Source organism: Erythrobacter sp. (assembly GCF_040217515.1).
In the GTDB taxonomy this organism is placed as follows: Bacteria; Pseudomonadota; Alphaproteobacteria; order Sphingomonadales; family Sphingomonadaceae; genus Erythrobacter.
Genome location: NZ_JAVJPT010000015.1, coordinates 126,557 through 141,205, shown reverse-complemented (window position 1 = coordinate 141,205; position 14,649 = coordinate 126,557). Strand labels below are relative to the sequence as shown.

General features: G+C 67.3%; 15 protein-coding genes and 1 riboswitch. Of the genes, 8 read left to right on the top strand and 7 right to left on the bottom strand.

Translation table 11 applies throughout. The annotated features are described in order from the left end of the window. Together RIB52_RS14800 and queF are read right to left on the bottom strand one after the other, a co-directional pair. Positions 1–372, bottom strand: a 372-nt coding sequence (locus RIB52_RS14800) for a hypothetical protein (protein WP_350176901.1), incomplete at its 3' end; no start/stop codon positions are given. 207 nt (positions 373–579) lie between these two features. Next, positions 580–1,050 carry a preQ(1) synthase gene (gene queF, locus RIB52_RS14795; protein ID WP_350176899.1) on the bottom strand — a complete coding sequence of 157 codons (471 nt, stop codon included), beginning with the start codon at positions 1,048–1,050 and terminating at the stop codon, positions 580–582. A gap of 174 nt (positions 1,051–1,224) precedes the next feature. Between queF and RIB52_RS14790 the strand changes: the two genes are divergently transcribed. The 8 genes from RIB52_RS14790 to RIB52_RS14755 are packed head-to-tail and all read left to right on the top strand — an operon-like array spanning position 1,225 to position 8,431. Next, positions 1,225–2,082, top strand: a complete 858-nt coding sequence (locus RIB52_RS14790; RefSeq protein WP_350176897.1) for a sulfurtransferase — start codon at positions 1,225–1,227, stop codon at positions 2,080–2,082. Next, positions 2,079–3,302 carry a cystathionine beta-lyase gene (metC, locus tag RIB52_RS14785; RefSeq protein WP_350176895.1) on the top strand — a complete coding sequence of 408 codons (1,224 nt, stop codon included), beginning with the start codon at positions 2,079–2,081 and terminating at the stop codon, positions 3,300–3,302. The genes RIB52_RS14790 and metC overlap by 4 nt, the downstream gene beginning before the upstream one ends. Then, the gene (locus RIB52_RS14780; RefSeq protein WP_350176893.1) at positions 3,299–4,438 is read left to right on the top strand and encodes a mechanosensitive ion channel family protein; all 1,140 of its coding nucleotides are present in this window, start codon (positions 3,299–3,301) and stop codon (positions 4,436–4,438) included. The genes metC and RIB52_RS14780 overlap by 4 nt, the downstream gene beginning before the upstream one ends. Positions 4,439–4,495: 57 nt before the next feature. After that, a complete protein-coding gene (gene cobA, locus RIB52_RS14775) occupies positions 4,496–5,278 on the top strand; it encodes a uroporphyrinogen-III C-methyltransferase (RefSeq protein WP_350176891.1) in 783 nt (260 codons plus the stop codon). Then, on the top strand, positions 5,275–5,574 hold the full coding sequence (locus RIB52_RS14770) for a DUF2849 domain-containing protein (protein WP_350176889.1): 300 nt from the start codon (positions 5,275–5,277) through the stop codon (positions 5,572–5,574). The genes cobA and RIB52_RS14770 overlap by 4 nt, the downstream gene beginning before the upstream one ends. A 1-nt stretch (position 5,575) precedes the next feature. Next, positions 5,576–7,207 (top strand): nitrite/sulfite reductase, encoded by a 1,632-nt coding sequence (locus RIB52_RS14765; RefSeq protein WP_350176887.1) that lies wholly within the window; start codon positions 5,576–5,578, stop codon positions 7,205–7,207. Then, positions 7,200–7,679, top strand: a complete 480-nt coding sequence (locus RIB52_RS14760) for a DUF934 domain-containing protein (protein ID WP_350176885.1) — start codon at positions 7,200–7,202, stop codon at positions 7,677–7,679. The genes RIB52_RS14765 and RIB52_RS14760 overlap by 8 nt, the downstream gene beginning before the upstream one ends. Further along, a complete protein-coding gene (locus RIB52_RS14755; protein ID WP_350176883.1) occupies positions 7,676–8,431 on the top strand; it encodes a phosphoadenylyl-sulfate reductase in 756 nt (251 codons plus the stop codon). Before RIB52_RS14760 ends, RIB52_RS14755 begins: the two co-directional genes overlap by 4 nt. Before the next feature lie 66 nt (positions 8,432–8,497). Here the strand turns inward: RIB52_RS14755 and RIB52_RS14750 are convergent, their stop codons facing one another. The 5 genes from RIB52_RS14750 to RIB52_RS14730 form a co-directional block, all read right to left on the bottom strand. After that, positions 8,498–8,926 carry a hypothetical protein gene (locus RIB52_RS14750; protein WP_350176881.1) on the bottom strand — a complete coding sequence of 143 codons (429 nt, stop codon included), beginning with the start codon at positions 8,924–8,926 and terminating at the stop codon, positions 8,498–8,500. 116 nt (positions 8,927–9,042) lie between these two features. Further along, complete coding sequence (locus RIB52_RS14745; protein ID WP_350176879.1) at positions 9,043–9,951, bottom strand: NAD-dependent epimerase/dehydratase family protein; 909 nt, start codon at positions 9,949–9,951, stop codon at positions 9,043–9,045. Then, positions 9,948–11,096 (bottom strand): glutamate 5-kinase, encoded by a 1,149-nt coding sequence (proB, locus tag RIB52_RS14740; protein ID WP_502879553.1) that lies wholly within the window; start codon positions 11,094–11,096, stop codon positions 9,948–9,950. Before proB ends, RIB52_RS14745 begins: the two co-directional genes overlap by 4 nt. Next, positions 11,081–12,151, bottom strand: coding sequence for an Obg family GTPase CgtA (gene cgtA / locus RIB52_RS14735; RefSeq protein ID WP_350176877.1), 1,071 nt, complete (start codon positions 12,149–12,151; stop codon positions 11,081–11,083). Before cgtA ends, proB begins: the two co-directional genes overlap by 16 nt. Before the next feature lie 39 nt (positions 12,152–12,190). Continuing rightward, the gene (locus RIB52_RS14730; RefSeq protein WP_350176875.1) at positions 12,191–14,104 is read right to left on the bottom strand and encodes a TonB-dependent receptor plug domain-containing protein; all 1,914 of its coding nucleotides are present in this window, start codon (positions 14,102–14,104) and stop codon (positions 12,191–12,193) included. Positions 14,105–14,274: 170 nt separating this feature from the next. Beyond that, positions 14,275–14,478, bottom strand: a riboswitch (cobalamin riboswitch). Between the last annotated feature and the right edge of the window lie 171 nt (positions 14,479–14,649).

Below are 14,649 nucleotides of genomic sequence, written 5' to 3'. Positions count from 1 at the left end.
GCCCATCTCGCCCATTTCGCCGGGCGCTTCGGCAAGGCCCGCAGCGACGATCAGGCCGGTATTGTCGATGATCGTCCCGTCAACATCGCGCGCATCGATCGCGCGCCCGCCGAACGAACGGATCGTGCCCGCATTGGTGATTTGGGCATCGTCGCCCTCCACCTCGACGGCGTCATCGTCGATCACCTCGATCGCACCTTCGGACGTGACATCGAGCGTGCCGCCGCCCGGAACGGTCTGGCGTTCCTCCACCGTCTCGTCGATAACGGCCTGCGCCAGGGCCGGTGCCGGGACGGAGGCGACAAGGCCGGTCGAAATGGCAAGCACGGATGCGCCGCCGATGGCGCGGAACCGGGTCGAAAACTGGATCATGGCAAGCCTCTCTCTTCGCGGGAAAACGAAAACCCGGGGGGCCTTGCGAGCAGCTTGCCAGCCGCGTCTCACCCCCCTCAATACCGATCGGTATGCCTGTTGTGTGACACCGCTATGAAGACCCGCGCCCGGGGCCAAACGTCCCGCCCGGGGCGCAAGAGGCCTGTGTCGATTGCTAAGGGGTGATCAGCCGGGGCTGCTATGGAGTCAGCCGCGCCCGCGATACGGGGCGACGCCCTGGTCGGGCAGCCACAACCCCTCGGGCGGCGCGCCGCTCTGCCAGAAAACGTCGATCGGGATGCCCCCGCGCGGATACCAGTATCCCCCGATTCGCAGCCAGCGCGGCTCCATTTCCCGTGCAAGGCGCTGGCCGATCCCGACGGTCACGTCCTCGTGAAAGCCGTTATGGTTCCGGAACGAGCCGAGGAACAGCTTGAGGCTTTTCGATTCGACGATCGTGTCGCCGGGTGCATAATCGATTACCAGATGCGCGAAATCGGGCTGGTTCGTAACCGGGCACAGCGAGGTGAATTCAGGGGCGGCAAAGCGCACGCAAAACAATTCGCCCGGGCGCGGATTGGGAACGTAATCGAGCACCGCCTCTTCGGGCGAGGTCGGCAGCGGGGTTTCCTTGCCGAGGAAGGCGGGGGCGGCCGGGTGGTCTGGGGTGTGTGCCATGGCGCGCTGTTGCCGCGAAAGCTTGGACCACGCAAGCGTCCAGACGGCGTGCAAGTGCCGCCGGGCCGTGCGCGAAAACCTTCTTGTTCCCGCTGCCGGAAAGCCCGCACGTAACCCGCATCGGCCTGACGCCCCCTTGGCGCGCGTCGCCATGCGCGCTACCGCCAGAGGGATATGCAACAGGATTTTCCGAGCCTCGTCTCGAGCGAATGGCTGGCCGGGCGCCTCGAAGACCCGGCGCTCGCCGTTCTCGACGCCTCGCGCCACCTGCCTGCCTCCGGGCGCAACCCGCGCACCGAATACGAAGCCGCCCATATCCCCGGTGCGCGCTTTCTCGACCTCGCCAGCCTGACCGACCCGGCGTCCGACGTGCCCGCCGCGCTGCCGACCGCTGAACAGGTCGCGGCGCGGCTGGCCGCGCTCGGAGTGGGGCCGCAGGCCGCCATCGTTCTGTATGACGACAGCGCCGTCAAAACGTCCGCGCGCGCATGGTTCGCCCTGAGCGAAGCGGGGCGCGAGCGGGTCGCGATTCTCGACGGCGGACTTGCCAAGTGGCGCGCCGAGGGACGTCCGCTCGAAAGCGGCCCGCACGCCGCCGAACGCGCCGAAACGGACGTGCTGCACGCCCCCCGGCGGGTCCGGACCAAAGCCGACATGCTCGCCAATTGCGACAGCCGCGCCGAACAGGTGCTCGACGCGCGCGGCGCGGACCGCGTCTTCGGCACGGGCGAGGATCCGGTCCATGGCGGCGCGAACGGTCGGATCCCGGGCTCGCTTAACCTGCCCTTCGACGAAGTCTTTGCCGAAGACGGCACGTTCAAACCTGCGCCGGAACTGCGCGCCGCATTCGAAGCGGCGGGGGTCGACCTGTCGCGCCCGGTTGTGACGACTTGCGGCAGCGGGGTCACGGCGAGCGTGCTGCTTTTCGCGCTCCACCTGACCGGCAAGCACGACGCCGCGCTCTATGATGGCAGCTGGATGGAATGGAGCGCCGATCCCGACACGCCCAAGGCGCAGGGACCCGAAGCATGAGCGGGGGCGACGAACCGGATAACCTGCGCGAAGGCACCCGCCTCACCCGTGCCGGGCGGCGCCCCGAATGGACAGGGCGGGTCGTGAACACGCCGGTCTGGCGCGGTTCGACCCACCTCTATGCCAATGATGCACAGCGCAAGAAGGCCGGGCCGAAAGACGAGGACGGGCAGTTCTTTTATGGCCGCCGCGGCGCGCCGACGCAGTGGTCGCTCGCCGAGGCGCTTACCGAGATCGAGCCGGGGGCGGCGGGGACGGTGCTCTATCCCAGCGGGGTCGCGGCGATCGCGGGCTGCCTGCTCGCGGTGCTCTCGCCCGGCGACCGCCTGTTGATGAGCGACAATGCCTATGATCCCAGCCGCAGCATGGCGACCGGCCTGCTTGCACGCATGGGGGTGGAGACGCGTTTCTTCGATCCGCTCGACCTTGCATCCTATGCGAAGCTGGTCGCCGAATTCCGCCCGCAGGCTGTCTGGCTCGAGAATCCCGGCAGCCTGACGATGGAAGTGTGCGACGTGCCCGAACTCGCCCGCATTGCGCGCAAGCACGAGGCCGTCAGCCTGATCGACAATACTTGGGCGAGCCCGCTCGGTTTTCCGGCGCTGGAGCGCGGCTGCGACATCGCGATGATGAGCCTGTCGAAACATGTCGGCGGCCATTCCGACCTGATGATGGGCTCGGCCAGTGCGGGTGAGTACTTCTACCGCAAGCTGCGCCGCACCGCACAGCAGCTCGGGCAGGTGGTCTCGCCCGATGACGCTGCGCTCGCCGCGCGCGGGCTGCGCACGATGCAGGTGCGGCTGGAGGCTTCGACGAAAAGCGCGGCGCGGATCGCCGCATGGCTGGCCGACCAGCCGCAAGTGGCCGAGGTGCTCTGCCCGCTCCTGCCCGGCGATCCCGGCCATGCGCTCTACGCGCGCGACTTTGTCGGCGGCTGCGGCCTGTTCAGCTTCGTCCTGGCGAGCGCGGACATGAAGGCATCGGGCCGCGTGGTCGATGCGCTCAGGCTGTTCGGGATCGGCTATTCATGGGGCGGCTATGAAAGCCTCGCTTTGCCGATCGCGCCGCACGCCTATCGCACGGTCATGGCCTCGCCCACAAGGCCGCATGGCGATGGGGGCGAAGATCGCCCGGCCATTCGCCTGTCGATCGGGCTGGAGGACAGCGAGGACCTCATCGACGATCTGACGCAGGCCCTGGTGAGGATGGAGGGGTCATGACCGCGCCCGCGCCACCCCCCGCCGCCGCGACCGAATCGCCCGATGCCGCGTCCACCGGCGAACTCGTCGATGGCGCAGCAACGCTTCCGCCCCGGCCCGGCCAGGTCTGGAGCCTCGCCGAAGAAGCGCCCGAGGAGACGATCATCGGCGTTGCAACCGGGGCGAAGGAAGGCATCGCCAAGCAAAGCGAAACCGTCGGCGCGGTGGTCGAGGGGCTCGACAGCTGGGCCTTCGTCATCGGCTCGGTGCGCATCTCGGCCTTCGACGTGCTGTTCGTGGTGGCGACGATCCTGCTCGTGCTCGGCGCGGCGTGGTTCGCCACGCGCCTGACCCGAAAGGGCCTGCGCGGGGTCAGCCGGCTCGACGGGACTCAGGAATTGCTGGCCGAGAAGATCGCGACCATCGTGATCTGGACCGCGGCTTTCTTCATCGGTGTCGACCTGCTCGGGATCGATCTCACCGCGCTCGCCTTCTTCGGGGGCGCGTTCGGCCTTGCGATCGGTTTCGGCCTGCAGAAGACCTTCGGGAACCTCATTTCAGGGATCATCCTGCTGCTCGACAAGTCGATCAAGCCGGGCGACGTCATCTCGGTGCACGATTCCTCGGGCGCGGAAAGCTTCGGCCAGATCCGCAAGATCGGCATCCGCGCGATCTCGGTCGTCACGCGCGACCGGACCGAATACCTGATCCCGAACGAAACGCTGATGATCAACCAGGTCGTCAACTGGTCCTATTCCTCGCGCGATGTGCGGGTGAAGGCGCCGGTGGGCGTGTCCTACAATTCCGACATCGAACTGGTGACGAAGCTGCTCTACCAGGCGGCCGAGGATACCGAGCGCGTCCTCAAGACGCCGCGCCCACGCGTCAATATCATGGAATTCGGCGATTCCTCGGTCAATTTCGAGCTGCGTTTCTGGATCCAGGACCCGGAAGAGGGAATGGCGAATATCCGCTCCGACATTTACCGGCAGATCTGGCACCTGTTCCAGGAACACGGGGTCGAAATCCCCTTCCCGCAGCGCGACCTCAACGTGCGCTCCTCCGACCAGTTCGACCGGCTGATCGCGGCGCTCGAGGGGGGCGGTGCAGGCGGCGAGAGCGAGCGGGACGAGGCGGGACCGACAAGCTCTGCTTGAGCGGGGCCAATTCATTCTCGCTGGCGGGCTGGCGGCGTTTGGCGCATCCCCCTGCCCATGCACAGCACCCCCACTCCCCAGGCGCTTGTCCCGGGCACGGTCCATCTCGTCGGCGCGGGGCCGGGCGATCCGGACCTGCTCACGCTGCGCGCCGCGCGGCTGATCGAGCGCGCCGCGACGATCGTCCATGACGGGCTCGTCAGCGATGCGATCCTCGCCATGGCCCGCCCCGATGCGCGGCTGGTCTCGGTCGCCAAGCAGCGCGCGCGCCACACCCTGCCGCAAGAGGAGATCAACGCCCTGCTCGTGCGCGAGGCGCTCGCCGGGCGCGACGTGGTGCGGTTGAAAGGCGGCGATCCCTTCATCTTCGGCCGCGGCGGCGAGGAGGCCGAGGCGGCGCGCGCTGCGGGCGTTTCGGTCGAGATCGTTCCGGGCATCTCCGCCGCGAACGGCGCGGCGGCGGCGAGCGGCATCCCGCTCACCCACCGCGATGCGGCAAGCGTCGTCAGCTTCGTCGCGGGCCAGTGCAAGGGCTTGTCCGACCAGGATTGGTCGGGGCTCGCGGGCAAGGGCCGCACGCTCGTCATCTATATGGGCGTGAGGACCGCGGGCAGAATCGCCGAAAAACTGATGGGCGACGGGCTTTCCCCGGACATGCCGCTCGCGGTGATCGAAAACGGCGCGCGGCCCGAGATGCGCGTGGTGCGCGGGCCGCTCGCCGGACTGGCCGATCTCGTCGAGAGCCACGGCATAAAGAGCCCCGCGCTCATCGTCATCGGCGAAGTCACGCAGCGGGACAATGCCGCGCTCGCCCGGCTCGCGATGGAGGCGCATCAATGAGGATCCTGACCGGCAACGACCTGAAGACCGGGGCCGTCGTTTGGTGGACCGGCGAATTCTGGTCGCTGCATGTCGATGAGGCGGTCGACGTGGGCGACCGCGCCGAGGAAATCATTGCCGCCGAAGAGGCCGCGCGCCGGGTCAACGTGCCCTACGCGATCGAAGCCACTCGCGAGGCGGACGGACACGTGCGCCCCGCCCATATCAAGGACCGCGTCCGCGCGCTCGGCCCCACGGTACGCCCCGACCTGACATTGAAACCGCAGGACCCCGAAGCTCTCGACTGGGTGATCTGACATGTATTCCTACGACCAATACGACCAGGCGATGGTCGATGCGCGCGTTGCCGAATTCCGCGACCAGGCGCGCCGCCGCCTCGAAGGAAAGCTGACCGAGGACCAATTCAAGCCGCTCAGGCTGATGAACGGGCTCTACCTCCAGCTGCACGCCTACATGCTGCGCGTCGCCATTCCCTATGGCACGCTCAATTCGCGCCAGATGACGATGCTGGGCGACATCGCGGACAAGTATGACCGCGGCTACGGCCATTTCACGACGCGGCAGAACATCCAGTACAACTGGGTGAAACTGGAGGACGCGGCCGACATCCTTGCCGACCTCGCGACGGTCGAAATGCACGCGATCCAGACGAGCGGGAACTGCATCCGCAACATCAGTAGCGATCATTTCGCCGGTGCGACGCAGGACGAGATCATCGACCCGCGCCCCTATGCCGAATTGCTGCGCCAGTGGTCGAGCTTCCACCCAGAATTCAGCTACCTGCCGCGCAAGTTCAAGATCTGCGTGATCGCCTCCGAACGCGATCGCGCAGCGATGCGGCTGCACGATATCGGGATCCAGATCGTCAAGAATGATGCGGGCGAACTCGGCGCGCGCTTTTTCGTCGGCGGGGGGATGGGCCGCACGCCCATGATCGCGCCCATGATCCGCGACTTCGTCCCGCTCGATCACCTCGTCACTTATGCCGAGGCGTGCCTTCGCGTCTACAATCGCTACGGGCGGCGCGACAACAAGTACAAGGCGCGCATCAAGATCCTCGTCCACGAACTGGGCGCGGAAGAATACACGCGCCAGGTCGAGGAGGAATTCGCACACCTTATCGAGCAGGGCGTCGAGCCGCCTTTCGCGGAGCTGGAACGCATCCGGGGCTTCTTCACCGACCCGCCATTCCAGGACGGGCCGAAGACCGTCGACCGCTCCGATCCCGATTTCGCCGTCTGGGTGGACCGCAACACGCATCGCCACAAGCATGACGCCTATGTCTCCGCCGTCATCAGCCTCAAGCCGGTCGGTGGCATACCCGGCGATGCAACCGGCGAACAGATGCGGCTGATGGCGCGGCTGGCGAAGGAATACTCCTTCGACGAGATCCGGGTGATGCACACGCAGAACGTCGTCCTGCCCCATGTGCGCATCGCCGACCTGCCCGCCTTGTGGACCGAGCTTCACGAAGGCGATCTCGGCGCGCCCAACATGGACACGATCGAGGACATCATAGCCTGCCCGGGCCTCGACTATTGCAGCCTCGCAAACGCCCGTTCGATTCCGCTCGCCCAGCGCATTTCCGAACGCTTCGACGCCTCGGGCAAGACCGGCAGGTTAGGCGAACTCAAACTCAAGATCTCCGGCTGCATCAACGCCTGCGGCCACCACCATGCGGGCCACATCGGCATCCTCGGCGTCGATAAGAAGGGCAAGGAAAACTACCAGCTCTCGCTCGGCGGCAGCGAGGCTGAGGACGTAAGCCTTGCCCGCATTACCGGCCCCGGCTTCGACGAGGACGGAGTGATCGAGGCGGTCGAGAAGGTCACCGACCTCTATCTCGAACGCCGCGCCGAAGGCGAACGCTTCATCGACACCTATCGCCGACTCGGCATGGAGCCGTTCAAGGAGGCGCTTTATGGGTAACGCCGCCGATTTCGGCACCAGCCCCGACGACGTCCAGTTCCGTTTCCGCGAGGACGAGCCGGTCGATCACGGCACCGTCACGGTCGATTCCGCGCTGGAACAGACCAATGCGACCGCCGTCCGGATCGAACCGGGCGACGATGCTCGCCTGCTGATCCCCTTCCTTGACCGGCTCGCACTTATCGAGGTCAACTTTCCCGTCTTCACCGACGGGCGCGGTTATTCGGCGGCACGCATCCTGCGCGAAGCGGGCTATACGGGCGAATTGCGCGCGGTGGGCGATGTCCTGATCGACCAGCTGAGCCACATGCGCCGCTGCGGTTTCGACAGCTTCGCACCCGACAGGCGGCTCGACGAAGAAGATGCGAAGCGTGCCTTCGCCACGTGGGAAAATGTCTACCAGCACGCCGCCGACACGCGCTTTGGCGCGCGCGCGACGATCGCCGAAATGCGACACGGGGACAGCGCGTGAACGAGACCCGCAGGATCGACCGGCTCGAGGCCGCCCCGCGCTTCACCGAACACGACGCAGTGCGCCTCAATCGCATGTTCCGCGGCGCCTCGACGCAGGAAATGCTCGCAGGCGTCATCGAAGGCGATCTTGCGGGCGACATCGCCGTGGTGTCGAGTTTCGGCGCGGAAAGCGCGGTCCTGCTGCACCTCCTCGCCCAGGTTGATGCGCGCATTCCCGTCCTGTTCCTCGATACGGGCAAGCATTTCGCCGAGACACTGACCTATCGTGACGGGCTGGTCGAACGCCTCGGTCTCAATCTCGTTGTGCTGACACCGGACCCGGAGGAACTCGCCGCGAAGGACGAAAGCGGCCTCAGATGGTCCTACGATCCCGACGGCTGCTGCGAGATCCGCAAGGTCAAACCGCTCGCCGAGGCGCTCTCCGGCTACGATGCCAGCCTGACGGGGCGCAAGGCGTTCCAGTCATCGACCCGCGCGACCCTGCCGCGTTTCGAGATCGACACATCGGACGCGCAGGGACGGCTCAAGATCAACCCGCTGATCGACTGGTCGTCCGAGGATATCGAGGCCTATTTCACCACGCACGACCTGCCCCGCCACCCGCTGGTCGCACGGGGCTTTCCCTCGATCGGATGCGAGCCATGCACCCACAAGGTCGCGCCTGGCGAAGACCCACGCTCGGGCCGCTGGAAAGGCTGGGACAAGACCGAATGCGGCATTCACAAGCCGGGCGAAGAGCCGTTCCTGTAGTAACAACGCAAAAGGGGCTCCTCGCTGCGATGCGCGAGACGCCCCCTTTCGCATTCTGCCGCAGAATCAACCTTCTGTCATCTCCGCGACCCGCTCGATAGTCGAAACTTCACCGTCATCCGGATCGGTCGAGGTCCACAGCCCGTCCGCATTCACTTCCTCGGCGTAGCAGGTCATTTCCTCTTCGTCCTCGGGCTTGGCGCAGAACTCATTGGGCGAACGCTGTTCCCAAGTCCCGGTTTCGACTTCGCCATTCGCGTCGGTGGAGGTGTAGGTTCCGTCATCGGCGAGCACCTCGATAGAGATTTCGCCCTCCGCGTTGATCACGCGAAAGGTGCCGGTCGACGGTCCGCCATCGGCGGCCGTGGTGGCAAGAGCGGTGGCATCGGGCGAGATCTCATCCCCGGCAGTCGCTGCGAGGGTGCCATCATCCTCTTCAGCAGCACCGCAGGCGGCAAGCGCTGCCAGCAAGGGCAGCACAATCAGTCTTTTCATTCGGAATTCCCCCAGAATGGGCCTGGCGGTGTCACCCGCCCGATCGCCAGATATGCGCCCTGCCCGACCGCATAGCACCGGTTGGCGTGAGCGTCACCTCAAATGGGTGACCGGTGCTACAGCCACCCCTCGCGGGCGTACCAATCCGCGGTCGCCCTCAGCCCCTCCTCGCCACCAATGCGCGGCTCCCATACATCGGCAGGCACGCGGCGGTCGGAACGCGCCACCCAGTTGGGATGCGCCATGTAGCCCACGCGGTCGGCGGTTAGCTTTGCGTTGTCGCCGCGCACCATACGGTCCGCTTTCGCGGCAAGATCGAGCACGCCGCGCGGGAGATGCGGCGCAAAGACAGCCTTTCGGCCCACTGCGCGCCCGATCGCCTGGGCAAGCTCCTTGTGCGCCCAGCCGCCCTCGCGTCCGTCATCGGGCTCGTAAAGCGCCTGCCGCCCGCCATGCCGGGCAAGCGCGACCAGCAGCGGGGCGAGATCGCTCACATGGATGATCGACGTCGCCCCGCCCGGCGGCAGCGGGACCACGCCGAGCTTCGCCGAGCGGAACAGTTCGAACATGTCGGCATCGCGCGGGCCATAGACCGCGGGCGGGCGCACGATGGTCCAATCGAGCCCCGAGGCCTCCACCAGCGCCTCGGCGCGTGCCTTCGATGCGCCATAGGCCGAAAGCTGCGGTTCGCGTGCGGAGAGCGAGGAGACGAAGACGAAGCGTCGGACTCCCGCAACCTTCGCAGCCGCGATCATGTTCGCGGTTCCGGTGACATTGGCCGGTTCGAAGTCGGCCGGGTCGGGCGCGTTCGTCAGCCCCGCGACATGAACCACCGCGTCGGCCCCCGCGCACAGACGCGCAAGCGTGCCTGCGTCCTCCAGAGTCCCCGACATCCATTCCACGCCTTCGCGCGGTCCCTGTTCGCGGCGCGTCAGCGCGCGCACCGCTTGGCCCTGTTCCAGCGCCTCGTCCAGCACGGCGCTGCCGACGAAGCCGGTCGCCCCGGTGAGCGCGAGCCGTTTCACGAACGCACCATGTGGTCACGGTGAACCACCGCCGCGCGTGGGGCATAGCCGAGCCGGGCCTCCTGTTCACTCGCCCGCAGCCCCGCAATGGCGCGGCATTCCTCCGCGCTGTATTCCACGAGTCCCTGGCCCAGCCGTTCGCCCTTCGGCCCGTGCAGGCTGACCAGCGCGCCGCGCTGGAAATCGCCCTCGACCTCCACCAGCCCGGCGGCGAGCAGGCTCGCCCCCTCGGCCAGCGCCCTCACGCAGCCCGCGTCCACCGTCAGCACGCCCTCGGGCGCGAGCCGCCCGCCGAGCCATGCCTTGCGCGCACTGTCGGTGCGGACGGGCAGGAAGATGGTGCCCCGCCCGGTCTGGCGCAGCCGCGCAAGCGGAGCATCGCCGCGCCCGTCGATGATGGCGAGCGCGATTCCCGCCCGTTCCGCGATCCGCGCGGCCTGCAGCTTGGCAAGCATCCCGCCCGAACCCAGGCCGGAGCCGGAGCGGCTGTCCGCCATGGCGATGATCTCGGGCGTGACGCCCTCGACCCGCTCGACCAGCGCCGCGCCTTCCTCTGACGGCGGGCGATCATAGAGCCCGTCGACATCGCTCAGCAGCAGCACGCCCTCGGCCCCCGCCGCCTGCGCGACGCGGGCGGCGAGCCGGTCATTGTCGCCGAAGCGGATTTCCTCCGTCGCCACGCTGTCGTTCTCGTTCACCACCGGCACCGCGCCCTTGCCGAGCAGCATGTCGAGCGTCGCCGCCGCGTTGAGATAGCGCCGCCGATCTTCGAGATCGCCCAGTGTGACCAGCATCTGCGCGGCGACCAGTCCGCGTGCCTCGAGCACGCCCGCCCATAGCTGCGCCAGCGCAACCTGCCCGACCGAAGCCGCCCCCTGCGCTTCGGCGAGGCTCGCCCGCCCACCCGCGGCAAGGCCGAGCCGCGCCGCGCCCAAGGCAATAGCGCCCGAACTCACGACGATGACCTCGGCCCCGCCCGCGCGCAGGGCGGCGATATCGCCGGCAAGCGTTTCGAGCCAGGACCTGCGCGCTTCGCCTTGCTCCACGAGCAGGGCGGAGCCGATCTTGACCACCAGCCTGCGGCAGCGGGCCGGATCGACGAGGTCGGCGATGATGCGGTCGGAGGCGATCAGATCGGCGACCACTCGCCCGGCTCCTCGCCCTCGTCATTGTCGATCTCGGCGGCATTGGTCTCGGTCGCGGTCTTCATCGGAAGATAGGACAGGACCGCGTCGAACAGCGGCTCGATCCCCTCGCCGGTCGCGCCGGAAACCGCGAAGACTTTCCCGGCGCCCGCTGCCATCAATTCCTCGGCGAAGCCGGCGACCAGTTCCTCGTCGGCAAGGTCGAGCTTGTTGAGTGCAACGAGGCGCGGTTTGTCGGCGAGACCTTCTCCGTAAGCTTCCAGCTCTTCCTCGACCACGCGCATCGCGCCGGCCGGATCCTGTTCACCCGTGCCGGAAATGTCGATCAGGTGGATCAGCACCCGGCAGCGCTCGATATGGCCGAGGAAACGGTCGCCGATGCCCGCGCCTTCGGCAGCGCCCGCAATCAGGCCGGGAATGTCGGCGAGCACGAATTCACGGCCCTTGTGGCGCACCACGCCGAGTTTCGGGACGAGCGTGGTGAAGGCATAGTCGCCGACCTTGGCCCGCGCGTTCGAGACCGCGTTGATGAAGGTCGACTTGCCCGCATTGGGCAGCCCGACGAGGCCCACATCGGCGAGCAGTTTGAGCCGCAGCCAGACCCACATGTCCTCGCCCGGCTCGCCCGGCTGGTGCTGGCGCGGGGCGCGGTTGGTCGCGCTCTTGTAGGACGCATTGCCGCGCCCGCCCATGCCGCCTTCGAGCAGGGTCAGGCGCTGGCCGACCTCGGTGAAATCGGCAAGCACTTGCTCCTTGTCTTCGGACAGGACCTGCGTGCCCACGGGCACCTCGACGACGAGCGGCTTCGCGCTGGCGCCGGTGCGGTTCCTGCCCATTCCGTGCTTTCCGCGCGGCGCCTTGAAATGCTGGGCGTAGCGAAAGTCGATCAGCGTATTGAGGCCGGGCACGGCCTCGAACACGATATCGCCTCCGCGCCCGCCATCGCCGCCGTCGGGCCCGCCGAATTCGACATAGGCCTCGCGCCGGAAACTGACCGCGCCCGGCCCGCCCGCGCCCGATTTGAGATAGATCTTGGCCTGGTCGAGGAAATGCATGGGCTGCACCTATGCATTTCCTCGCGGTTTGGCGAGAGTTTAGAACCTTGCTTCCAGGCCGATCACCGCGCTGCGACCGGGCGAGACGAAGCTGAAGACCTGCTCGTAACGTTCATCGAGCAGGTTATCGACCCGCCCGAAAAGCTCGATCCCCTCGGCCAGATCCACCCGGGCGTTGATATTGACCAGCGTGTAATCGTCCAGCCGGACACGCACGGGCACGAAGCTGGGATCGGTGAAGGCATCGTCGAGCGCCGCCCCGTTGTGTCGCACGACCAGCGTCGCCGAGGCCGCGTCGTCCGGCGCGGTCCAGGTCAGCGCGGCGCTGGCGATATCCTCGGGCCGGCGAACCTCGGTGGTCCCGTCCTCTTCGCTGTCGATGTGGCTGTAGGCCGCGTTCAGCGAGAACGCCCGCCCGAGCGCGGCGGCGAGCGCGATCTCGACCCCCTTCTGCGTGCTCACCGTGTCGCGGTTGCCGGGCGTGGCGACAAAAGTCGGCGGGGGAAAGGTGGTGAAGATTTCGCCTTCCAGCTCGCTGTCGAAATACGTCGCCGAGACGGTAACGCGGTCGGCGAACAGGCTCTGGTCGATCCCGACTTCCCAGCCTTCCGATTTCTCGGGGCGCAGGTCCTCATTGCCGATGAAGCGCCCGTCGACGAATCCGAACAGCTCGAAAAAGCCCGGGTTCTTGATCCCCGAAGCCGCCGCCGCGCGCAGGCGGGTGGTGTCGGTAAGGTCGAAGCCCGCCCCGATGCGATAGGTCGTCTCGTCGGCGAAGCGGTCGTTGATGTCATGGCGCAGAGCCGCCGAGACATCGAACCGCCGTGCGTCCAGACGGTATTCGCCGACGAGGCCGGTGTTCTCGATCCGGCGCCGCCCGGTGAAGGCGAAGCCCGAAGGGTCGGTGTTGCGGAACCGCTCGCGCTCCCAGTCGACCGCAAATGTGACAGTGTGCGACACCGCGCCCGTGTCGAAGCCGTAGGCGGTGACATAGGACGCTTTCAGCCGGTCGCCTTCCGACCCGTTGGTGCGGCCCGCCGCCCCGAAGGTATCGCGGGCGATGTCGGCGATCTGGGCCGACAGGTCGTGCGTCCATGCCCCGTCCAGCGCCTCGTAGCGTGCGCCGACGAGGGCGTAGACCGCCTCGTTTTCGAAGCGGGTCCCGGGGCTGTCGACGATGAAACCAAAGGTCGGGCTGGCGGGATCGTTGTCCGAATTGTTGAAGCGCCCCTCGGTCAGGATATAGCGTCCCACGGCGCGAAAGGTGAGGCCGGAGGCCGCCTCGACGCTGCCCTTGCCCGAAACGGTATAGCTGTCGCGCCCGATGTCGCGCGTGCCGCCCCCGTCGATCGGACGCGCATTGGGCTGGCCGTCGGTGCTGACCACGGTCGCCGACAGCGCCGCGTCCCAGCCCTGCCCATTCGCGCCATAGCGCGCCGCGCCGTTCGCCGTGCCTTGCGTGCCGCCTTCGATACGCGCGGAAAAGCCTTGAAGGTCGCGCCCGCTCGCGCTCTGGTAGGCGATCACGCCGCCGATCGCGTCGGGGCCGTAGAGCGCCGATTGCGGCCCGCGCAGGACCTCGACGCGCGCGCCGGGTTCGGCCTGCAGCGTGCCGAGATCGAATTCACCGGCGAAGGGATCGGACACCTCGATCCCGTCGACGAGGACGAGGACGTGATTCGCCTCGCTCCCGCGCAGGCGGACCTGCGTCTGGCCCGCCACCCCGCTCACCGCGACACCGGGCACGTCGCGCAGCGCCTCGGCGATGTCGCGCACCTGGCGGTCCTCGAGCTGGTAATCGGCGATGACCGTGGATGATCCGGTATAATTCTCGCGCAATGTGAAAGCGTCATCCCGGCGCGCGCTCACGAGGATTTCGGTTTTCGCGACCGATGAATTGCGGATGGGTGCCTCGCGATCCTGCTCCTCGGATTCCTGTGCCCATGCAGGCACACCCCAACCCAGCGCGCACGCAGCGCCGCAGGCCAAAACAACAGATTTTCTCAACGGTTCCTCCCGTTCCATAGCGACCGACCGCGCCGGAGGATGTCCCCCGGACGGCCATGCGAATGTCGCTCAGAACGAAAGTCTTTTTCCGCGCCGGGCCAGTCCCTGAGCCAGGCAAAGAGCGACACGCCCCGGTCGGTCTCCTGGCTCGCGGGTCGGCGCATCCGGCTCTCACCTTCCCAGGGTTTCCCCCAGTGGCTGCGCACCCCGTGGGGCACGCGCGAGACGGATGCTCACCGCTTACAGTTGCAGGGACAGCTGCGGACTTGCCTCAAGAAAAGGCGCACCGCATTCCCGTTACCGATGCGTGGCATCGGTTGTAGCGTCCCTAGCCGCGAGCGCAACTCCTCGCTCACGCTAACCAGGATCGCGTCGCTGCCTGCCGTTACATGGTCGAGGGACAAGTCCCGGCAGCGCCGCAAGCGCGACCGCGCGCGGCCGCCAATGCGGCGAAGCCTGGCGGGCCGGACGGCCCGCGCCCGGCGTTTGAG